General features: G+C 65.4%; 14 protein-coding genes. 7 read left to right on the top strand and 7 right to left on the bottom strand.

The features are described 5' to 3' along the window. Positions 1-2 precede the first annotated feature (2 nt). From pdhA to L0C25_RS03090, 3 genes are read left to right on the top strand one after another with little or no spacing between them, the layout of a single operon-like run. Positions 3-1,097, top strand: a complete 1,095-nt coding sequence (pdhA, locus tag L0C25_RS03080; protein WP_271634915.1) for a pyruvate dehydrogenase (acetyl-transferring) E1 component subunit alpha — start codon at positions 3-5, stop codon at positions 1,095-1,097. After that, entirely contained in the window at positions 1,090-2,073 is a 984-nt protein-coding gene (locus L0C25_RS03085; RefSeq protein WP_271634916.1) for an alpha-ketoacid dehydrogenase subunit beta, read from the top strand. The genes pdhA and L0C25_RS03085 overlap by 8 nt, the downstream gene beginning before the upstream one ends. After that, positions 2,070-3,341 (top strand): dihydrolipoamide acetyltransferase family protein, encoded by a 1,272-nt coding sequence (locus L0C25_RS03090; protein WP_271634917.1) that lies wholly within the window; start codon positions 2,070-2,072, stop codon positions 3,339-3,341. The genes L0C25_RS03085 and L0C25_RS03090 overlap by 4 nt, the downstream gene beginning before the upstream one ends. A 23-nt stretch (positions 3,342-3,364) precedes the next feature. On the opposite strand, the gene L0C25_RS03095 is transcribed toward L0C25_RS03090, so the two are convergent. The 5 genes from L0C25_RS03095 to L0C25_RS03115 all read right to left on the bottom strand — a co-directional run bounded on the left by L0C25_RS03095 (position 3,365) and on the right by L0C25_RS03115 (position 10,623). Continuing rightward, complete coding sequence (locus L0C25_RS03095; RefSeq protein WP_271634918.1) at positions 3,365-4,318, bottom strand: nucleotidyl transferase AbiEii/AbiGii toxin family protein; 954 nt, start codon at positions 4,316-4,318, stop codon at positions 3,365-3,367. Beyond that, positions 4,308-4,877 (bottom strand): type IV toxin-antitoxin system AbiEi family antitoxin domain-containing protein, encoded by a 570-nt coding sequence (locus tag L0C25_RS03100; protein WP_271634919.1) that lies wholly within the window; start codon positions 4,875-4,877, stop codon positions 4,308-4,310. The genes L0C25_RS03095 and L0C25_RS03100 overlap by 11 nt, the downstream gene beginning before the upstream one ends. Positions 4,878-5,297: 420 nt before the next feature. Then, on the bottom strand, positions 5,298-7,328 hold the full coding sequence (locus tag L0C25_RS03105; protein WP_271636784.1) for an ATP-dependent DNA helicase: 2,031 nt from the start codon (positions 7,326-7,328) through the stop codon (positions 5,298-5,300). A 106-nt stretch (positions 7,329-7,434) separates the two neighbouring features. Continuing rightward, the gene (locus L0C25_RS03110) at positions 7,435-9,099 is read right to left on the bottom strand and encodes a hypothetical protein (RefSeq protein ID WP_271634920.1); all 1,665 of its coding nucleotides are present in this window, start codon (positions 9,097-9,099) and stop codon (positions 7,435-7,437) included. Positions 9,100-9,387: 288 nt separating this feature from the next. Next, the gene (locus L0C25_RS03115; RefSeq protein ID WP_271634921.1) at positions 9,388-10,623 is read right to left on the bottom strand and encodes a tyrosine-type recombinase/integrase; all 1,236 of its coding nucleotides are present in this window, start codon (positions 10,621-10,623) and stop codon (positions 9,388-9,390) included. Between the two features lie 266 nt (positions 10,624-10,889). On the opposite strand from L0C25_RS03115, the gene L0C25_RS03120 reads away from it, so the two are divergent. The 4 genes from L0C25_RS03120 (at position 10,890) to L0C25_RS03135 (ending at position 15,764) form a co-directional block, all read left to right on the top strand. Next, positions 10,890-11,084: a helix-turn-helix domain-containing protein gene (locus L0C25_RS03120; protein ID WP_271634922.1), complete on the top strand. Its 195-nt coding sequence runs from the start codon at positions 10,890-10,892 to the stop codon at positions 11,082-11,084. Positions 11,085-11,450: 366 nt separating this feature from the next. After that, positions 11,451-12,878 carry a Rep family protein gene (locus tag L0C25_RS03125; RefSeq protein ID WP_271634923.1) on the top strand — a complete coding sequence of 476 codons (1,428 nt, stop codon included), beginning with the start codon at positions 11,451-11,453 and terminating at the stop codon, positions 12,876-12,878. A 589-nt stretch (positions 12,879-13,467) separates the two neighbouring features. After that, positions 13,468-14,991, top strand: coding sequence for a hypothetical protein (locus tag L0C25_RS03130; RefSeq protein ID WP_271634924.1), 1,524 nt, complete (start codon positions 13,468-13,470; stop codon positions 14,989-14,991). Positions 14,992-15,383: 392 nt separating this feature from the next. Further along, positions 15,384-15,764, top strand: a complete 381-nt coding sequence (locus L0C25_RS03135) for a hypothetical protein (protein ID WP_271634925.1) — start codon at positions 15,384-15,386, stop codon at positions 15,762-15,764. Between the two features lie 125 nt (positions 15,765-15,889). Here L0C25_RS03135 and L0C25_RS03140 read toward each other — a convergent pair whose 3' ends face one another. Together L0C25_RS03140 and L0C25_RS03145 are read right to left on the bottom strand one after the other, a co-directional pair. Continuing rightward, the gene (locus tag L0C25_RS03140) at positions 15,890-16,066 is read right to left on the bottom strand and encodes a hypothetical protein (protein WP_271634926.1); all 177 of its coding nucleotides are present in this window, start codon (positions 16,064-16,066) and stop codon (positions 15,890-15,892) included. Positions 16,067-16,480: 414 nt separating this feature from the next. After that, the gene (locus L0C25_RS03145) at positions 16,481-16,834 is read right to left on the bottom strand and encodes a hypothetical protein (protein ID WP_271634927.1); all 354 of its coding nucleotides are present in this window, start codon (positions 16,832-16,834) and stop codon (positions 16,481-16,483) included. Positions 16,835-16,875 lie beyond the last annotated feature (41 nt).

A 16,875-nucleotide genomic window follows, 5' to 3' on the forward strand; every position in this document is an offset into this window, starting at 1 on the left:
CCATGACACCTGATGTCCGTCATCTGCTGCCGTCCGACGAGCCGGTTCGGCTGATTGACTCCGGTGGAAGCTCCGTCGGAGACCCGTCCCACACGTTGCCGGAGCCGGCCGCCCTGTTGCGCGCGTACGGTGCGCTTGTCATCGCCAGACGGCTCAACGACCAGGCGAGCGCGCTCGTACGGCAGGGTCGGCTCGCGGTCTATCCCTCGTCGCACGGGCAAGAGGCCTGCCAAGTCGCCGCAGCGCAGGCGCTCGACGACGACGACTGGATGTTCCCGACCTATCGCGATACTGCCGCGATCGTCGCCCGCGGTGTGGATCCGGTCGAAGCGCTCGTTCTGCTGAAAGGTGACTGGCACAGCGGCTACGACCCGTACCAGTATCGAGTGGCGCCGCAGGCCACGCCGCTCGCCACCCAGCTCCTGCACGCCGTCGGTGTCGCTCACGCCGCACGGCTCCGCTCCGAGCCCACCGTCGTACTGGCGATGTGCGGAGACGGGGCGACCAGCGAGGGCGACTTCCACGAAGCGCTCAACTTCGCCGCGGTGTTCGGCGCTCCGGTGGTCTTCTTCGTACAGAACAACGAGTACGCGATCTCGGTGCCGCTGGCGCGCCAGTCGGTCGCCCCTTCCCTTGCCCACAAGGGTGTCGGGTACGGCGTGCCCGGCGAACGCGTCGACGGAAACGACGTCGCGGCGGTTCTGTCCGTGCTGTCCACCGCGGTGTCCCGGGCACGATCCGGCGACGGACCGCAGCTCGTCGAGGCGCACACGTACCGGATCCAGGCGCATACGAATGCCGACGATGCCTCACGGTATCGGCCGGACGACGAGGTGAAGCCATGGATCGAGCGCGACCCGCTCGTTCGGCTCGACGGCTACCTCAGGCACGCCGGCGCGCTCGACGACGATGGCGCCGCGGCGTACGCGGAACAGGCCGAACGGCTCGCGGAACACATTCGCGACGGTGTCGGACGTGACGTCGAGCCACGTCCGGAGGACCTGTTCGACCACGTGTACGCGCGCCGCACGCCGCAACTCGAGGAGCAGGCCGCGATGCTCGCCGACGAGCTGGCGCGGGAGGAGAGCGATGTCTGAGAAGCTCACCATGGCGCAGGCGCTCAACCGAGCCCTGCGCGACGCTCTGTCGACCGACCCGTCCGTGCTGGTGTTCGGTGAGGACGTCGGTCCGCTCGGCGGAGTCTTCCGGGTGACCGACGGGCTCACCGCCGACTTCGGCGAGGCTCGGTGCTTCGACACCCCGCTGGCGGAGTCCGGGATCGTCGGAATGGCCGTCGGAATGACGATGAACGGCATGCGGCCCGTTGTCGAGATGCAGTTCGACGCGTTCGCGTACCCCGCGTTCGAGCAGGTGGTGAGCCATGTCGCCAAGCTCCGCAACCGTACGCGCGGCGCCGCCACCGCACCGATCGTCATCCGCGTTCCCTACGGTGGCGGCATCGGTGGCGTCGAGCACCACTGCGACTCCTCGGAGGCGTACTACGCGCACACCCCCGGGCTGCAGGTCGTCGCCCCCGCCTCGGCAGCAGACGCGTACGGCCTGTTACGTGCCGCGATCGCGTCCCCGGACCCGGTCGTCTTTCTCGAGCCGAAGAAGCTCTACTGGAACAAGGAGGAGGCGGACCTGTCCGCACCCGTTCCGGGCATCGGCACGGCGGTCGTCCGCCGGGAAGGCTCCGACGCAACGCTGATCGCGTACGGGTCGGCAGTGACGATCGCGCTGGACGCGGCAGAAGCCGCGGCACGGGAGGGTCGCGAGCTTCAGGTCGTCGACGTCCGATCGATCGTGCCGTTCGACGACGAGACCGTATGCGCGGCCGTCGCTCGCACGGGCCGCGCGGTCGTCGTTGCCGAGGCTCCCGGCTTCGCCAGCGTCGCTTCCGAGATCGCCGCACGGTTGACCGAACGCTGCTTCCACTCGCTGGCCGCACCCATCCGGCGCGTGACAGGGTTCGACATCCCGTACCCGCCGCCGAAGCTCGAACATCTGCATTTTCCGAGCGTCGACCGGGTGCTGGATGCGGTCGACGACCTCCAGTGGGAGGACTCATGACACCGACGGTGGCCGCTCGTACGTTCTCGCTCCCCGACCTCGGCGAGGGCCTCACCGAGGCCGAGATCGTCCGATGGCTGGTCGCGGAGGGCTCCATGGTCGACATCGACCAACCGTTGGTGGAGGTCGAGACCGCGAAAGCGATGGTCGAGGTGCCCTCGCCGTACGCCGGTCGGGTCGCGACGCTCCACGCGGGCGAGGGCGAGACGCTCGAGGTCGGCAGCGCATTGGTCACAGTCGGCAGCGATGATGCGGCGGAGGCGTACCGCACGGAGGAGAACGCCGGCACCGGCAACGTGCTGGTCGGCTACGGAACCTCCGCGCCAGCTGCGCCCACGCGACGCCGCCGGCCGCGCGTCCGGAGCATCCCGGCACCCCCGGCGACGGCCGGTTCGACGGTCGTACGCCGCCCTCCGCTCGTTGTCTCGCCACTGGTACGCCGGATGGCCCGCGACGCGGGCGTCGACCTGTCCGCGGTGGCGGCAACGGGCGAAGGCGAGATCATCACCCGCGCTGACGTTGTCCGAGCGCTGGCGCATCGCGGCCATGCGCCGGGCGACCCAGCTACTTCGGCTCCCACCGTCGGCGAGCGTCGGGTCCCGCTCGGCGGGTTCCAGAAGGCGGCGGCGGTCGCGCTCGCTCGCAGCCGTACGGAGATCCCCGAGGCGACGGTGTGGGTCGACGTCGACGCGACGCGGCTGTGCGAGCTGCGCGAGTTGTCCCGCGCCGACGGAGGGCCCGGCCTGCTTTCCTACATTGCACGATTCGTCGTCGCGGGTCTCCGCGCGTACCCGGTGTTCAATGCTCGGCTCGACACCGAGCGGCAGGAAGTCATCGAGTACGACCACGTCCATCTCGGCGTGGCGGTACAGGGACCGCGGGGGCTGTCGGTACCGGCCGTGCTGGGCGCCGAGGCGATGACCACCGACCGCCTGCACGCGGCGCTTCGCGATGTCGCGGATCGAGCCCGCGACGGCCGCTCCACCCCGGAGGAGATGACCGCCGGCACGTTCACGCTCAACAACTACGGCGGCTTCGGTGTGGACGGCAGCGCAGCCATCATCAACCATCCCCAAGTCGCGATCCTCGGCATCGGGCGGATCATCGACCGGCCCTGGGCGGTCGATGGTGAAGTCGTCGTACGCAAGGTCACCCAGTTGTCGTTCGTCTTCGACCACCGTGTCTGCGACGGCAGCACGGCGGCGGGGTTCCTTCGAATGGTGGCCGACGCCATCGAGAACCCGGCGACGGCCATCCGGAACCTCTGATTGGGGATGCCGCCTGGTACTGCCTAGTGCCTGTCAGCGATTTCGGCGATCCAAGCGTTCACCTCGATGACTGCGTCGTTGAGGGACAACTCAACACCGCCGGATGTTGCTGAGCGAACATAATCCCCAGCCCAGTGACCGTGCGCGGCGATGGTCGGCGGCCATGCTCGCGCCGGGCGACCAAGCGCCGCTGCCTCGGCAGCACGGGACTCGAACACGGCGATCCCAGCGTCACGTACCTCGGTCAGCGTCGGGCTACCGGTCGCGGCGATGAGGTCGCGCAGCAGGAGCAGGTCGACGACGTCGCGGGCACGGTCGTTGATCGAGTCCGGCGGCTCGTGTGGGTCGGAGACGCCATGGAGCTTCTGGGCGATCTGGAACCTCATCGCAATCCCCACCAGGTCGTCGGGGTCAGGCAAGCCGAAGCCGCCCAGCGGTGGCGGCTCGATGGTCTCGTGCTCGCCACCGATGCCGGCCTCGTCGGATGAGACCTCGAACTGGATCCGCCGCCACGTCACACCGCGTATCTCGAGGATGATGTCGAACCGGCGCGGCTTGATGATCTTGGTTGGCACGTCGATTACCTCGACCTCGCCCCGTCGCAGCGCCAGCGGTCCCCACGGCTCATCGAGGGCGTCTTCGAGCACCACGAAGAAGGCTTCCATGTCGCCCCGGATCAGGCCGTCGACGTCCTTGGTGGTGCGGGCCGTCGCGTCGATTCGGTGCTGGAGCAGGGTGCCGCCCTTGAGTAGGAAGAGTCGACGTCCGTCGGCGTCGACGGCGCGCTGCACCGCTGCGATCGCCACCGACGACGCGATCAGCCAGCCGAGCCGGCCGCCTCGTGCCTCGTCGCCGAGTTGTCCCTCGGCTTGGGCGATCCAGGTGTTGAGCACTTTGGTCGAGACGGGCTGTTTGGTCTTCGGCTTCAGGATCTTCAGCAATGCGACCAGCCGGGAGCCAACGTGCTCATTGGTCATGGCGCGCCTCCAGTGCCTCGGTCAGCGCGTCGCGCCCGGCGGTCTTCAAGTAGCCCTGCGCGTGACCACGCTCGATCGCCTGCCGGAGCAGATGGGTCGGAGTCCCATACGCGATGCACTGCTCGATCGCCGTCGCCGGAGTGACGGTGGGGATCTCCTGCCACCAGCCGGCCTGCTTCTGGCCGAGGTCCTCGTAATGGACGACATAGTCCCTCCCGCCCGCACGGCGGAAGCGGCGTTTCTTGCCCACGGTGAGGTGGATGCGGTTGGGGTTGACGTCGCTGATGCCGTAGGCGTCCAGCGCGGTCTCATGCGAGAGCGCCGCCTCGGGTACTCGCGTCCACAGCACTGCGAGCATGAGTTGGTCGTGCTCGCCGACCGGGTACTGCGGAAACCGGTAGACACCGTGTGCGGCGTGCTCAAGCGTCCCTCGGTGGACAAGCATTTGCAGCGTGTGCTTGCCGATGCCCGCCTCTGTGGCCTGTTGGGCGGTCACGAAACCGTGCTGTGTGGTTGCGATGTCCCGCAGCTCGTCTCGCGCCATCGGCCTCGGGGTCATGGCATTAGTATAATGGAACCGTTACACTTCTGCCACCACGCGACGACGCTCCGATTCCTCACCCGGTCGAGCGAACCCGCTGCGAGGCGCCCTGCGTGGAGCCACATGTGCACCTGGGCGATGTGCTGGATGGATCGCCATGGCGACCTCCAGATGAAAATCGAGGCCAGACGGTGTCTGACCTCGATCTTTGGTAGCGGGGGCAGGATTTGAACCTGCGACCTCTGGGTTATGAGCACCCCACACTCAAGACTGCCAGTCGGATCACGTACTTCTGCAGGTCACAGCGGCATTCAGCAGTGGCGACCAAGGCGCTTGCGGGTGACACGGGGCGATGAGCGGAGCGACTGTTGTCAGGGATTTTGTCAGGGTATTGCATGAACGCGCAGTCCGGCGACGCTCGTGATGCGACACAGCGTCCTAGTCCTTCGGTGAGGGCTTCGGCTGCTGCTTCTTCACAGTCCGACGCCGCGCTGGAGGTGCTCCTTCCACCGCGCCACCGGCAGGCGAGACACCAAGGACATTCGCCGCGAACCTGAGCCAGGCCTGGGCATCCGCGCCGTTGAGGTCATCGGTCCAGATAAGCGTGCCGGCAGGCCCGCCGCCCTCGTCATGCGGGAGGATGCCGTTCTCCCGATACCAGGTCTTCTTCAGCTCCCACTTCCGGGCGTAGTCGGGGAGATCCAACATGCCGGCATGCTCCCAATAGATCGTTCTGCCATCGCCCGCCGCGATCGTGAAGTCGGGATGTACAACACGCCCGTCTGATCCGATGAGAGGTTCCTCGTACTGCCATGCCCCGGGAACGAGTTGGTCTAGGAGGCCGGCAATGATGACCTCGTTCTTCGACGCCATCGGAATCCCCATCGACGAAACGTGCATCAGCTTTCGGTCGAACCGCCGCGCTTCGCCACGTACAACCAGGGCAACAGGCTCTGGGGCGTCGAACAGGTCAGTGAGTCGTCGCGCGGTCTCCGATCGCCATGGCTGAGACAGGTCTCGAAGATCGGCGAGGGTGCCCTCATGGAGAATGACGACCTTGTCCTTCTGGCGCGTGAGTGCCGTGTACATCAACTCGCGCGAGACGTTTGCGCGGGCGGGCAAGACGAGGAAAGTGGTGTCGAACTCTGATCCTTGGGACTTGTGGACGGTCACAGCCCAGGCCAGCTCAAGCAGAGCATCGTCTCCGGACCCCGTGTAATAGGAGTATTGATAACCAGGCTGCGATGAGAACTCGACCTTGAGTTTCATCGCGTACTTCGATTCCATCGAAGCTGGCAGGGTCCTGCCGATAGCGACGCCGATTTCACCGTTCGCGACGTAGTTCATGGCACCTTGCTTGGGATATGCGAACAGCCGCTTGTTGGTGGTCTGCATGACCTTGTCGCCACGCACGATCAACTCGGGCCCAACAGGCCAGGGGATGTTTCCACGTGGGGTGTTTCGCTGCGCCCATGAGGTGTCGCTGGTGCGGTACCCGCGCTTGATGTGGCGATTCAGTTCGACTGTGCCGAAGACGCGGGAGCGGGTCGGGGAGAGGATCTGCCAGTCCTCCGCGTGCTTTCCGGCACCGAGCTCCCAGTTCAGGTACTTGCCGTTGATGACACCGCCGTAGGTCAGTGCGAACGCTCTGGCCGGATCGTCATGACCCTCGAGGTTGAGGTTGGCCTTGAGCTCGTCCGTGAGCGCTTCCACGACGGTGCGATCGCCCCACTGCACGTAGCGGACAGTCGGCAAGTCAGAGTTTGAGGCGAGGTCGGCCCAGATGGCTTCATCACCCGCGCCCCGGGTGTTATCGCCGAACCAGGCAGCAAGCTCGAGGTCGTGCCTTGTTCCATGGCTGCCATCGGGGAGCTGACGGCGAGGAACCTGTAGTTCGACGTAGCCGGGCGCGACGTGCACCCAGCCGGGAAAGGCGTCGGGCCGCAACCTGTTCACGAGGTCAACGAAAGGTCGGCCGGCCCCGATCGGCGGGAGCTGCCGCGGGTCCCCGACTAAAATCAGTCGTTTCACGCCGGTGAACGAATCCAGCGTTGCCGCAAGCATCTCCTCGGTGAGCATCGATGCCTCGTCGATGACTACCAGCGAATGATTGCTCCGTGGTTGCTGGTCGCCCCACACGAGGTACCTCCCCGTTTCCCCGTCGTACCTCTTCGTCGCGCTGAGGTGCGAGGCGAGGGTCTTGGCTGGCAAGCCAACCTTCGACTCCATCTGCACCTTGGCCTTGCCCGTGGGAGCGAGGAGGAGCACGCTTCCGGCAGCGACGCCCGGGTACTCGACAAGAGCACGCAGGAGGGTCGTCTTTCCGGTGCCTGCCGGGCCAATCAAGACGGATAGCGGCGCATCATGAAGCGCAGAGAGCCCCGCGGCTTTCTCCGAACGGGCGCGCTCCTCAAGCTCGTCGATCTCCCCGGTGACGTTCTGGTTGCGGTCGAGTGCGGAGCCGAGCACCTGGGGGGCATCAGCGATCGCACCGAGCGACGGGTGACCTTCCTGCGATTCGACCCACTGCCGGATGACCTGCGATGTCTCTTCGAACCGGGTCAGTTTGTAGGCGTCAATGCCGCTTGCCAGAGAGCGACTCTGCAGCGGTGACCATTGGGGCCACCCTGCGATACCGTCGTGATCGAGATCGAGACCAACGAGAATCGTGTTCGTGAGCTCGGGTGGTTGGGCAACGGGGATGGCGTTGGCGAGTTCTATTGCCTCGCCAACGGGAACGAGAGTGTCCCCTTGGAAACCCTGCCGCTCGAGTACGTCGGTCAGCATCGCTTCGATCCGCCTTCGGTCGATGTGGCCCTCGAAGTTGAACCTGCTCGGGAACCGGTGACTTCCAGGTGATGTGCGATGGGGGGAACAACGATCGATCGATCGTCGTGAACGGGACATGCTCGGGCATGCCGTAAGTACAGATGGCAGCGAAGTACGGATTGGCCAGGAGTTCCTCGGCAGTCATCTCGACGTCGGTTGCCCCCTCGAGGAGGATCTGCACTTGAGCGGGCGAAATGTCGAATCCGGACAGGAGCCGCAAGACGGCTTGCCGACCGGCTGGGATCTTCGCCCAAACCCTGGCCTGAAGATTCCCGATGTGCGGTTTGACCGTCGTTGGTGCATCAGAGGGCGCATGGAAGACTTCGTCTAGCAGATCCCACGGGTCTTGGTCGTCGGAGCACTCGCCAATGACGGAGCGGGAAGCAACGTAGGGCTGCTGAACGCCGATGAGTTTCAAGATGCCGGGCAAGCCAGGGACCGGGCCGCGGAGCTGCCACAGCCGTTCGATCTCGGCTTCGACCCATGCGACACCTGCGTCAGGCAACTCGACGCCAAGGGCGCGCATGCCTTCCGCTGCCGACTGGAGCGCAGCGAGCGCTTCGATCGCGGCGTCGTCCGTCAGGTGCTCGGTCACGTACGAAAACTCGACGGTGCGGCCCTCGGGTGCCCACGCCAGAGCCGCCGAGACATCCACGCCCTCGTCCAGGAGCGGGAGTAGCTCTTGGTACGGGAGCAGGATCCCGTCTGTCATGTCGGGACGAAGCGAGTGCTCGACGATGGTCTCCCACATGCAGGAACTGAAGGGTGGATTCCCAGACTGATTCCACATAGGCGGGGACGTAACCCCGGTGACTCGGGCTGCTCCGACCAAGATGCGGTCGGTGCGTTCTTCCTGCAACGGGGAGTGCTTCAGGTAGGCGAAGACTAGCGAGTTGCCCAGAGCAACCGGCTCGAAGAAGGCGTCTAGGATCGCCCGCTGATTGGTCCCGTCCATCACCCAGGGCGGGGTGTAATTCAGAGCCGCATCCGCTTCGATCTCGGCGTCCTGGTTGAACAACGGCACGCGTTCGTGCCCGACCTCCGTGGCAAAGGAGTCACGGTTCATCCAGCGGAATGGGACGGCCTCGAATGCGTAGCCAGGCACCGTCACTGGCGTGTCGTGCAGCATGCCCTTAAGGGCTGGGTTGTTCCGGTACGGGTGATCCTTAACGACTGTGTAGCCCCGTGGCGACATGAAGGTCGCCCGCTCGCTCAGGCATGGCAGACGGTCGTGGTCCAGGCTGTCTATGCCAGCACCATGGTTCTCGATCTCGTACACGTCGTCGCGACCCTTGCCGATGGCGGCGAGCAGGGTGCAGGAAGAGTTACCGAGCGGGTCGTCGCAGATGAACTCATCCCAGGCGCGGTCGCGCCAGGGGACGCGCATCGAGAGGTGCTGAATACCGGACACAACAGAGGTCTATCAGTTCGGGAGGACACACGCACCCTTGTCTCGACCGCCGGCTTGGCCCTAAGATGCCGTCGCCCGGGCCCAAACTCCGTGGGCCACTCGCCGTGCCGCGGGTCGTTGATGTCGCCCGGCGTGGACACGGGCAGCAGCGTAGGCCCAATCATGCAGCGAACCGTGGCCCGCGGCCATGGCTTGAAGGGGCCGCTGAACCCCCGGCGGACCGGCTCATTGTCACCAGCCGCGCCCGGAAGGCCTCGGGTCATCATGATCGCTGCATTCGTCAGGGTTCTAAACCACGTGCAGGCCCGCGGCGCTCGCTAGACCGGAGAGGTCACTGGCGTCCGTGTAGTGCTTCTGTGCCGTCTTCTCCGAGTGGCCGAACTGTGAATTGAGCACAGCGGCGGGAGCCTTGCCGTCGTAGTGGCTCCGCAGCGTGGTGCGCCACATGTGCGAGCGTTCGTTGGCCATCACCTCGATGCCCAGTTCCTCGGCAAGCTCCTGGTAGAGCGCCGCCGCGGCCTTGTTCCGGTTGCGCGCCTCCCAAACCTTCATCGGGTCGGCCGGCGAGCCGATCACGTAGCCTTTGCCCTCCGCCCGCTTGCGGCGCTCCAGGAGGCGCTCGGCGACCCGCTGCTGCAGCACCAGGACGACGCGCGGAACGCCGCCCTTCGCGATGTCCTTGGTGACGTCGATGTGCATGACGTCCTGATCGTCGAGATCAACCAGAGACCAGTCGAGCCGGTTTGCCTCCGTCGAGCGGAGACCGGTCGCGAGCTGGAGCAGTAGTTGGTCGATCGCGTTGCGGCGCTTGGCGACCGTTGCGGCGTTCCACCGGCCCTGACGCCTCGTGTACCCCTCCGCCGGGTCGAGGCCGAGCAGATGATCAAGCACTGCCTCCACCTGCGCGGATGTGATGGCTTTGCCACCTCGGGTCCGCTCCCCTCGCTTCATCCCGGTGAGCTCTTCGAGCCGGACGCCGCCGATGGGATTTCCGGTGATGAGTTCGTCGCGCACCAGCCGCGTGATCACGTACTTGGTGAGCACGGTGCGGCACTGCTTGGCCGTCTCGAGCCCGTGGTCGCGTGCGATCTCGGTGAGCAGGTCCTCGAGCGGCTTGAACTTGATGCCGGACGCGATGGTGTGATGTTTGAGGCTGTGCCGGTGCTTGTGTCGGTCGCAGTCGCCGACCAGCCACCTCAGCGCGAGGTCGTAACGCCGGCGAGTGAGGTCCGACAGGTCAGCCTTGGCCATCGTGGGCTTGCTGGTCTTCTCGATGTAGGTAGTCAGCTGGTCGGTGGTCTTCCACGCGCCACCCCCGGACCTGCGGAGCTCGTCGGCTTTGGACCTTGCGCGCCGCCGGGCTTCACCCTTGGTCGCTCCCGTGTTGTCGCCCTTGAACTTCTGTCCGTTGGGCAGGACCATCGTCCACTGCAGCCGCCAGGATCCATCGGTCTTCTTCTTCGGCGTTGACCTGTCGATGGTGTCTTCGCCGGGAGCGAGCTTGGCGGTGGTCGCGCGCGTCATCTTGACAGGGTACACAGTCGAGGGTCCAAATCGGTCCAGGTAGCCCCAAGAGCTCCGTATCTACTTACAGCACTGTGATTCATCGCCGTCATCGCATAACCTAGGGAACAGGCAACAGCACATGTTGGTGTCGACCGAGCCGCCCGGTGAGAGGGTGAGCTGAACCTGGAGTCGCATCCGGGAGCCAAGCAAGGCGGACTTGGAAGTCGCCGCAGCGGACTACGGAAACTGCGGAGTGGCGAACAACTTCGAGACGAAGGTTCGCCATGTCTGCATCGGCCACGAAACAGAGAGCTCTCGACACTGCCGCAGCCGCCGAGTACATCGGGGTTGCCAGAGCCACGCTGAAGAAGTGGCGGGCGACCGGTGATGTCCGGGTGCCCTACATCCGCGCTGGTAGCAAAATCCTCTACTTGGTGGAAGATCTTGACGCGTTCCTGCACGCGCATCGGGTGGCGTGATGGGTACCGAGACGCACGCCACGAACTCGACCAGAACTCCTCCGACCCCGCCCGGTGGGCCTGAGTCAACACTCACCGCCGGCGGTCTGCCCACGGTGGAGACTACCTCCAAGAGTTTCGTGGACCCGAGGTGTTCTAACGGGCGCGGCAAGGGCTTGTCGATTGCCGCGCCTTGCAACGAAATGCCTGGTCAGACGCCTGTCACCGCATTCGACCTCCGCGCGATGCGTCGGGGTCCTTTGGGGTCTCATTTGGGGTTCAATAGAGGGTCATTTAGAGGCGCTTCGCCTATTGGAGCCTGGGCCGCGCTGCCGCTGGATGGTGGGCATCGTGGCTAGGGAGGAGAACAACCCCACGAGCATTGCTGTGACGCAGTACCTCGATCCGGCGTACTGGTCATGGGCATCCGGCGGTCCGAACGGTGGGACTCTGCTCGAGGAGGGCGCTGAGGCGATCCTCGCGTACCTCGTGCAGCGGCTAGAAGGGGGCGGCTGCGAGGTCGTGGAGGCGCACGCGATCGTTCACGACAAGGACGAGCGCCAGGTCTGGAGCGACGTCAGCAAGCAGATCGTGATCGAGCCGAAGCCCGAACACATTCACGCGGTGATCAAGTTCGCCGGCCGTGCGAAGAGTGCGCCGATCGCTCGGCTCGGCGATCTGCTCGGTGTAGAGCCGCAGTACGTCGAGAAGCCAGGTCGCGGGCGGTACGCCTACGACAACATGCTGAGCTACCTCACCCATGCGAAGTACGCCGACAAGTACCAGTACGCGCCCTCGGAGGTCGCCACGGTGCGCGGGCCGGAGTACCTCGGGGTCGACGCGGCGCGCCGCGAGGCCTGGCTGAAGGGCCGTGCTCACGTAAAGAAGAAGCGTGTCGCCGAGGACTTCGAGGACATGCGCGAGCGGGTGCTCCAGGGCGAGATCACGCGACATCAGATCATGCTCACCGACGAGCTGTTCGACATCTACTCGCGCCACTCGCGGGAGATCGACGACGCGCTCTCTGCTTACGGCCAGCGCCGCGCGTACCGTGCAGCGGCGAAGCTCCGTGCCGGCGACTTCGCGACGCAGGTCGTGTTCATCCACGGCGACGCAGGGGTCGGCAAGACTCGGTTCGCGCAGGACTTCATCACGACAGCAATCGCGAGTGCAAAGGCGCACGGTCAGCGGTGGCAGCTTTACAGGGCTGCAACGGCGAACCCGCTCGACGACTGGCATGGCGAGGAGGTGATGCTTCTCGACGATTTACGTGCCTGCGCCATGGATGCTAACGACTGGCTGCTGCTGCTCGATCCCTATAACGCCTCCCCGGCGAAGGCGCGCTACAAAAACAAGGGCGAGGTGGCTCCTCGGCTGATCGTAGTCACCGCGACGATCGAGCCAGTCGAGTTCTTCTTCTACGCCCGCCAGAAGGGCAACGTCGACGAGGCGCTCGACCAGTTCATCCGTCGTCTGGCATCGGTCGTGAAGGTGTTCCGCGAGGATGACATCCTGCGCTATCGCGTCCAAAGGATCGGAAAGATCGAGCCGTACGAGTGGCACAAGTGCGAGCTGGAGAGTTACCACCACACTCAGGGCGTGGTCGGCAACTTGTACCACAGGCAGATCGCACCCAGGTATGAGCTGACGTACGGTCCCGAGTCCTCGTCTGACCACTGCGCCGACGGTGCCGTGACCGAGCTCATGGTCGGCCTCGCGGAATTCAACGACGACATGCAATTGCTCGAAGCGACGCCGGAGCAGCTGTCTGCCTATCACGACGAGCTCATGGCCGATATGGAAGAGGCATCATGAGCAACAACATCGAGCAAGTGTGGGCCGAACGCCGTGGCCTCGGCTGCGCGATCCAGGCTGCGAGTCATGTCCGCGCCCAGGACGGGCACATCCGAGACATGCACGGGACACCTGATGGACCCATGTGTGTCCCCGACGTCAGATGGACATCGGAACAGCCTCCTGAGGACACCGATGGGTCCGGTTCGCGCCCAATCGAGGACAGGTACGAGACGTCAATGTGCCCGGGTTCTCTCGGAGCGCCGCGAGAGCCTGAACAGGACGCCGCGGAGACGCGAGAGAGTCCCGTCTCGGACACGGCCGAGACCTCGACCGGACCTGTTCGGGAACAGCTTGGTGCCGTCTGGTGTCGACTGGCCGGCATACTGGTCTCGTCCCCGGCCGGTCGCGACAGCACAAGGAGGACGCCACCCCGCGGTGATCAAGAACGACGCCAGTCCGTCGCCCGTCACTGCCGGCTCCCGCCGAAGATGCCCTGCCCCGCGCAGCGGCCCCCGGAGGGCCCAGCCTCACACGGAGCGAAGCGGAGTGTGAGGGTACTGGGTTACCCTTCGAACTCGAATGCGTTGCCGTCGCAGCGGGTGTCGTCATGACGGGCGCGAGCGGTGGATGGTCCACGAGTTACCGCTGGATGGGCGTCACCCGTGCCGATGCGAAGGGGCTGGTGCAGCACGATCTTCGTGCCCCTGAGGTGACGCAGTCCAACCCGCAAGTCGACAGTTCGCGCAGCTTGCTCAATGTCGCCCACATCGCCGATGGCCGTGGTGGTCTGCGTCCGCTGTCGCCCGGCGAGGACGGTGCGACCGCTGTGACCGCGATTCTGGATGACATCATCGCCGGCTCGAAGAAGAACGTCCGCCGGACGAAGGTCAAAGCGAAGGACCCCGAGACCGGGAAGCGCGTGCCGACGGGCGAGGTGCGCGAAGTGGAGGTGTCCCTCCGCGCGGACGCCGCCGTCATGGTCGAGTGCCTGATGCAGCTGGACCCCGAGTTCACGGGAACAGGGCGTGCCTACGACGAGGGCGGGCGGCCGGTGTGGGTCACTGACGACAACGGCGAGGAGGTCCGCGACGCGAACGGGCGCAGGATCCAGCTGGTCCGCACCTGTGCCGACATGACGCCGCAGAAGCGCGAGGAGGTCGACCGGCTGCTCGACGTCATGATCGAGGAGGTGATCGCGCAGCATCCGGACGGTGACGTGCTTTACGTTGCCAAGCACCTGGACGAGACCGCGCCGCACGTGCAGATGGCGTGGGTACCCAAGACTGGTGACGGCCGCATCAACTACAAGGAGGTCATGTCCGACGCTGCCCGGACGAGGGGTGCCGCGAAGGCCGCATACGCGGCCAAGCACGATCGTATGCGCGAACGTCTGCTGGAGCACGGCTATGAGGCCACGATGGAACGGGTGGATGGCGGTAAGCATCATCTGGGGCTGCGTGCGTTCAAGCGATGGAAGGACCGCGAGGCACGGATCGATCAGGACGATCAGAAGCTCAACGACTGGGACCGGCAGCTTCGCGACGCGAAGGCCGACGTGCGTGTCGAGCGTGAGCTTCTGGAAGCCTCCGAGTCCGAACTCGCCTCCAGGCACCAGTCAGTCCTTGACCAAGAGGCCGAACTCCCCCGACTTCGTCGCAAAGCCATCGACGACGGCCGGGCAGAAGGTCTCGCCGATGCCGAGGCGGTCATCACGGCCCAAGTGCAGCAGAAGGTGGCCGCGGTCATCGCGCCGGCCCAAGAGCAGGTCGCGAAGCTGCTGCAGGAGGCGGAAGACGAAAGGCAGCGGGCGATTGCCGATGCGAACCGGTACTTCGCCGACGCCAAGTCAAGTGCTCTCCGGCACCGGGCCGAGATGATCGAGTCCGCCAAGACGAATCTTCCAGATCTGTTCGAGGAGTTCCTCGACACACCAACCAGGTCGGGCGTAACTCCGCGCAGGACGTTCGATCGGTTCGTCGACAAGCGAATCGGCGAGTTCGAGGCCGAACACGGCGTGACCGGTCGGCTGGTGATGGAACCTGGGGATCGAGAGGCGTTCACCGCTGACGGTGGCGAACGCCTGGCGGCAGAGATCGCTGAGCTTCAGCGAGACCGGCAGCACGGAGACTGAGAAATGGAGAGTGACATGGATTTGTTCGCATCGACCTTCGACAATGAGTTCCTTCGTCTCGGGCTCCTCTCGCGGAGCGTCCACCCTGACGACGTCGGAACACTGCTGCGGTACGCTCCAGGCGCGCTGACACACTTGTGCTGGCGCAGTAGCATCCTCGAGGACTGGCACGCCGGCCCAGACTCGCGGATCAACGACGCCGAGATGATGCGTGCGACCGTCGAGACGTCCCGGTTCTTCCATCAGGCGCTGTGGTTCGAGCTCGGGGAGGCATGGGCCGCCGACGGCCCCTTGGCAGCGCACCCGGTCGACATGGCCGCCCTTGTGCACGCCTTCGGCTACGCGCTCGCGAACGCCTTCAGCCCCAATCGCGCCCTTCCCACGGCATTACGTTGGGCGAGCTCGGCGGTGAAGAGCTCGAGCTACTCCAGGACCACGCAGGTGGTCAGCTCAACGCTCTGCTGGACGTCGCTGAGACCGATGACCCCCACCTGGTCGTCATGTGGCTCGGGCTCCGGGGCGTTTCGGCCGTGCCGTACTGGTGGGGGACACCGAAATGGCCGTTCGTCGTCGACGAATTCTTCCGGCGGCTCGATAAACCAGACCACCCACACTGGTTAGCCGGCACGCATCCGGGTCCTCCGCCGGAATCAGCGGGCGACCGGGAGACGTTTCGCGATCTGTTGCTATTCAGTCCCGACGCGCTGCCCACAGAGGTAGTGCAGTTCTGCATCCACGACGGCGGGATGGGGTTCATACACGATGTCGGGTAGCCGGTGGGCGATCGGCAGGGACCAGCGCGGCCATCACCTCGTCAATCTCGATGTCACCTAACTGATCCGGACCTACCGGACTCGTCTGAGTGAGGAGGGCCGACCTCCACGTTCTGCGCCGGGCTTCAGACCGACGGGCCCTTCTCCCTGTAGGCCTTGACCACGTTCTCGCGGCGGCGCTTCTTCCCCCGGAGGTCGCGCTGCTCGGCGGCGAGACGTCGGGACTCGGAACGAAGGGCCCCGATCGCAGCAGCCGTCCGCTTGGCTGCCGCCAACTCTTCTGAGCTCAGCGCATTAGACATCGTCCGCCCCTCCGATCGTCCTCAACTGTAGACGACGACTCTCTCTCCTTACTCGGAATTGCGTGGTCCCGCGGCCGTTCATTCGGCGTTCGCACCGCTCGGCAGGCTAACGCTCGAGTTCGCCCTGGTGTGCCTGCTCCACGTCCGCGGCCCGCTGGGTCTCGCGCCAGGCGTCACGTCATCGCACCGCTGATAAGTTTATCGGCCATTGAGACCGCCGTTGATGAACTTATCAAGCGGCACCGGGTGCAGGGTGCCGCGAAGATTCAGCCACTCTGCTCTCGCCATCCGGGCTACCTCTCCTCCGGCCACCCGGATGAGTGCGATCAACCACGAGAGCCCTCCACGATTCTCGGGGACCACACGAGGTCGCGTGGCTCGCCGGCGACTCGGCACGGCCGATCACGGCATCAGTCATCGCGGCCAGTGCGCTGGGCGCTGGGCGTACTCGGCTGCCGCTAGGCGCAGCTGTTGCTGAATGGCGGGCTCGAAGGTCTCCATCTCGTCCGGCCCTGGGAGCCTGCCTTTCACCACGGCTCGGGTCATCGCGTCCGACTCCTCATAAGTCAGCGTCCGGCCGTACTTGGCGACCATCCCGGCGCGAACACGGACCTGGATGTCCCGGAGCCGCTCGGCGCGGTCGAGCGCGGCCATCGCCTCGTCAATCTCGACCTCGCTGATCGGCTGTGCCAGCCGTTCGGCCCGATCCTCGGCGACGCGAGCGAAGATCCAGTCGACGGCTTCGTCATGGGTCTCGGGCTCGGCCACGACGACTCCTTCCCTAAACGAGTATGCAGCCTTTGGCGGCG

This window comes from Solicola gregarius (assembly GCF_025790165.1).
Classification (GTDB): domain Bacteria; phylum Actinomycetota; class Actinomycetes; order Propionibacteriales; family Nocardioidaceae; genus Solicola; species Solicola gregarius.

Excerpts from the sequence above, each read along its gene's own strand:
- L0C25_RS03115 (WP_271634921.1), bottom strand. The coding sequence starts at position 10,623 with ATGACGCGCGCGACCACCGCCAAGCTCGCTCCCGGCGAAGACACCATC.
- L0C25_RS03085 (WP_271634916.1), top strand. The coding sequence starts at position 1,090 with ATGTCTGAGAAGCTCACCATGGCGCAGGCGCTCAACCGAGCCCTGCGC.
- L0C25_RS03140 (WP_271634926.1), bottom strand. The coding sequence starts at position 16,066 with ATGTCTAATGCGCTGAGCTCAGAAGAGTTGGCGGCAGCCAAGCGGACG.
- L0C25_RS03095 (WP_271634918.1), bottom strand. The coding sequence starts at position 4,318 with ATGACCAATGAGCACGTTGGCTCCCGGCTGGTCGCATTGCTGAAGATC.
- L0C25_RS03130 (WP_271634924.1), top strand. The coding sequence starts at position 13,468 with ATGACGGGCGCGAGCGGTGGATGGTCCACGAGTTACCGCTGGATGGGC.
- pdhA (WP_271634915.1), top strand. The coding sequence starts at position 3 with ATGACACCTGATGTCCGTCATCTGCTGCCGTCCGACGAGCCGGTTCGG.
- L0C25_RS03100 (WP_271634919.1), bottom strand. The coding sequence starts at position 4,877 with ATGACCCCGAGGCCGATGGCGCGAGACGAGCTGCGGGACATCGCAACC.
- L0C25_RS03090 (WP_271634917.1), top strand. The coding sequence starts at position 2,070 with ATGACACCGACGGTGGCCGCTCGTACGTTCTCGCTCCCCGACCTCGGC.
- L0C25_RS03120 (WP_271634922.1), top strand. The coding sequence starts at position 10,890 with ATGTCTGCATCGGCCACGAAACAGAGAGCTCTCGACACTGCCGCAGCC.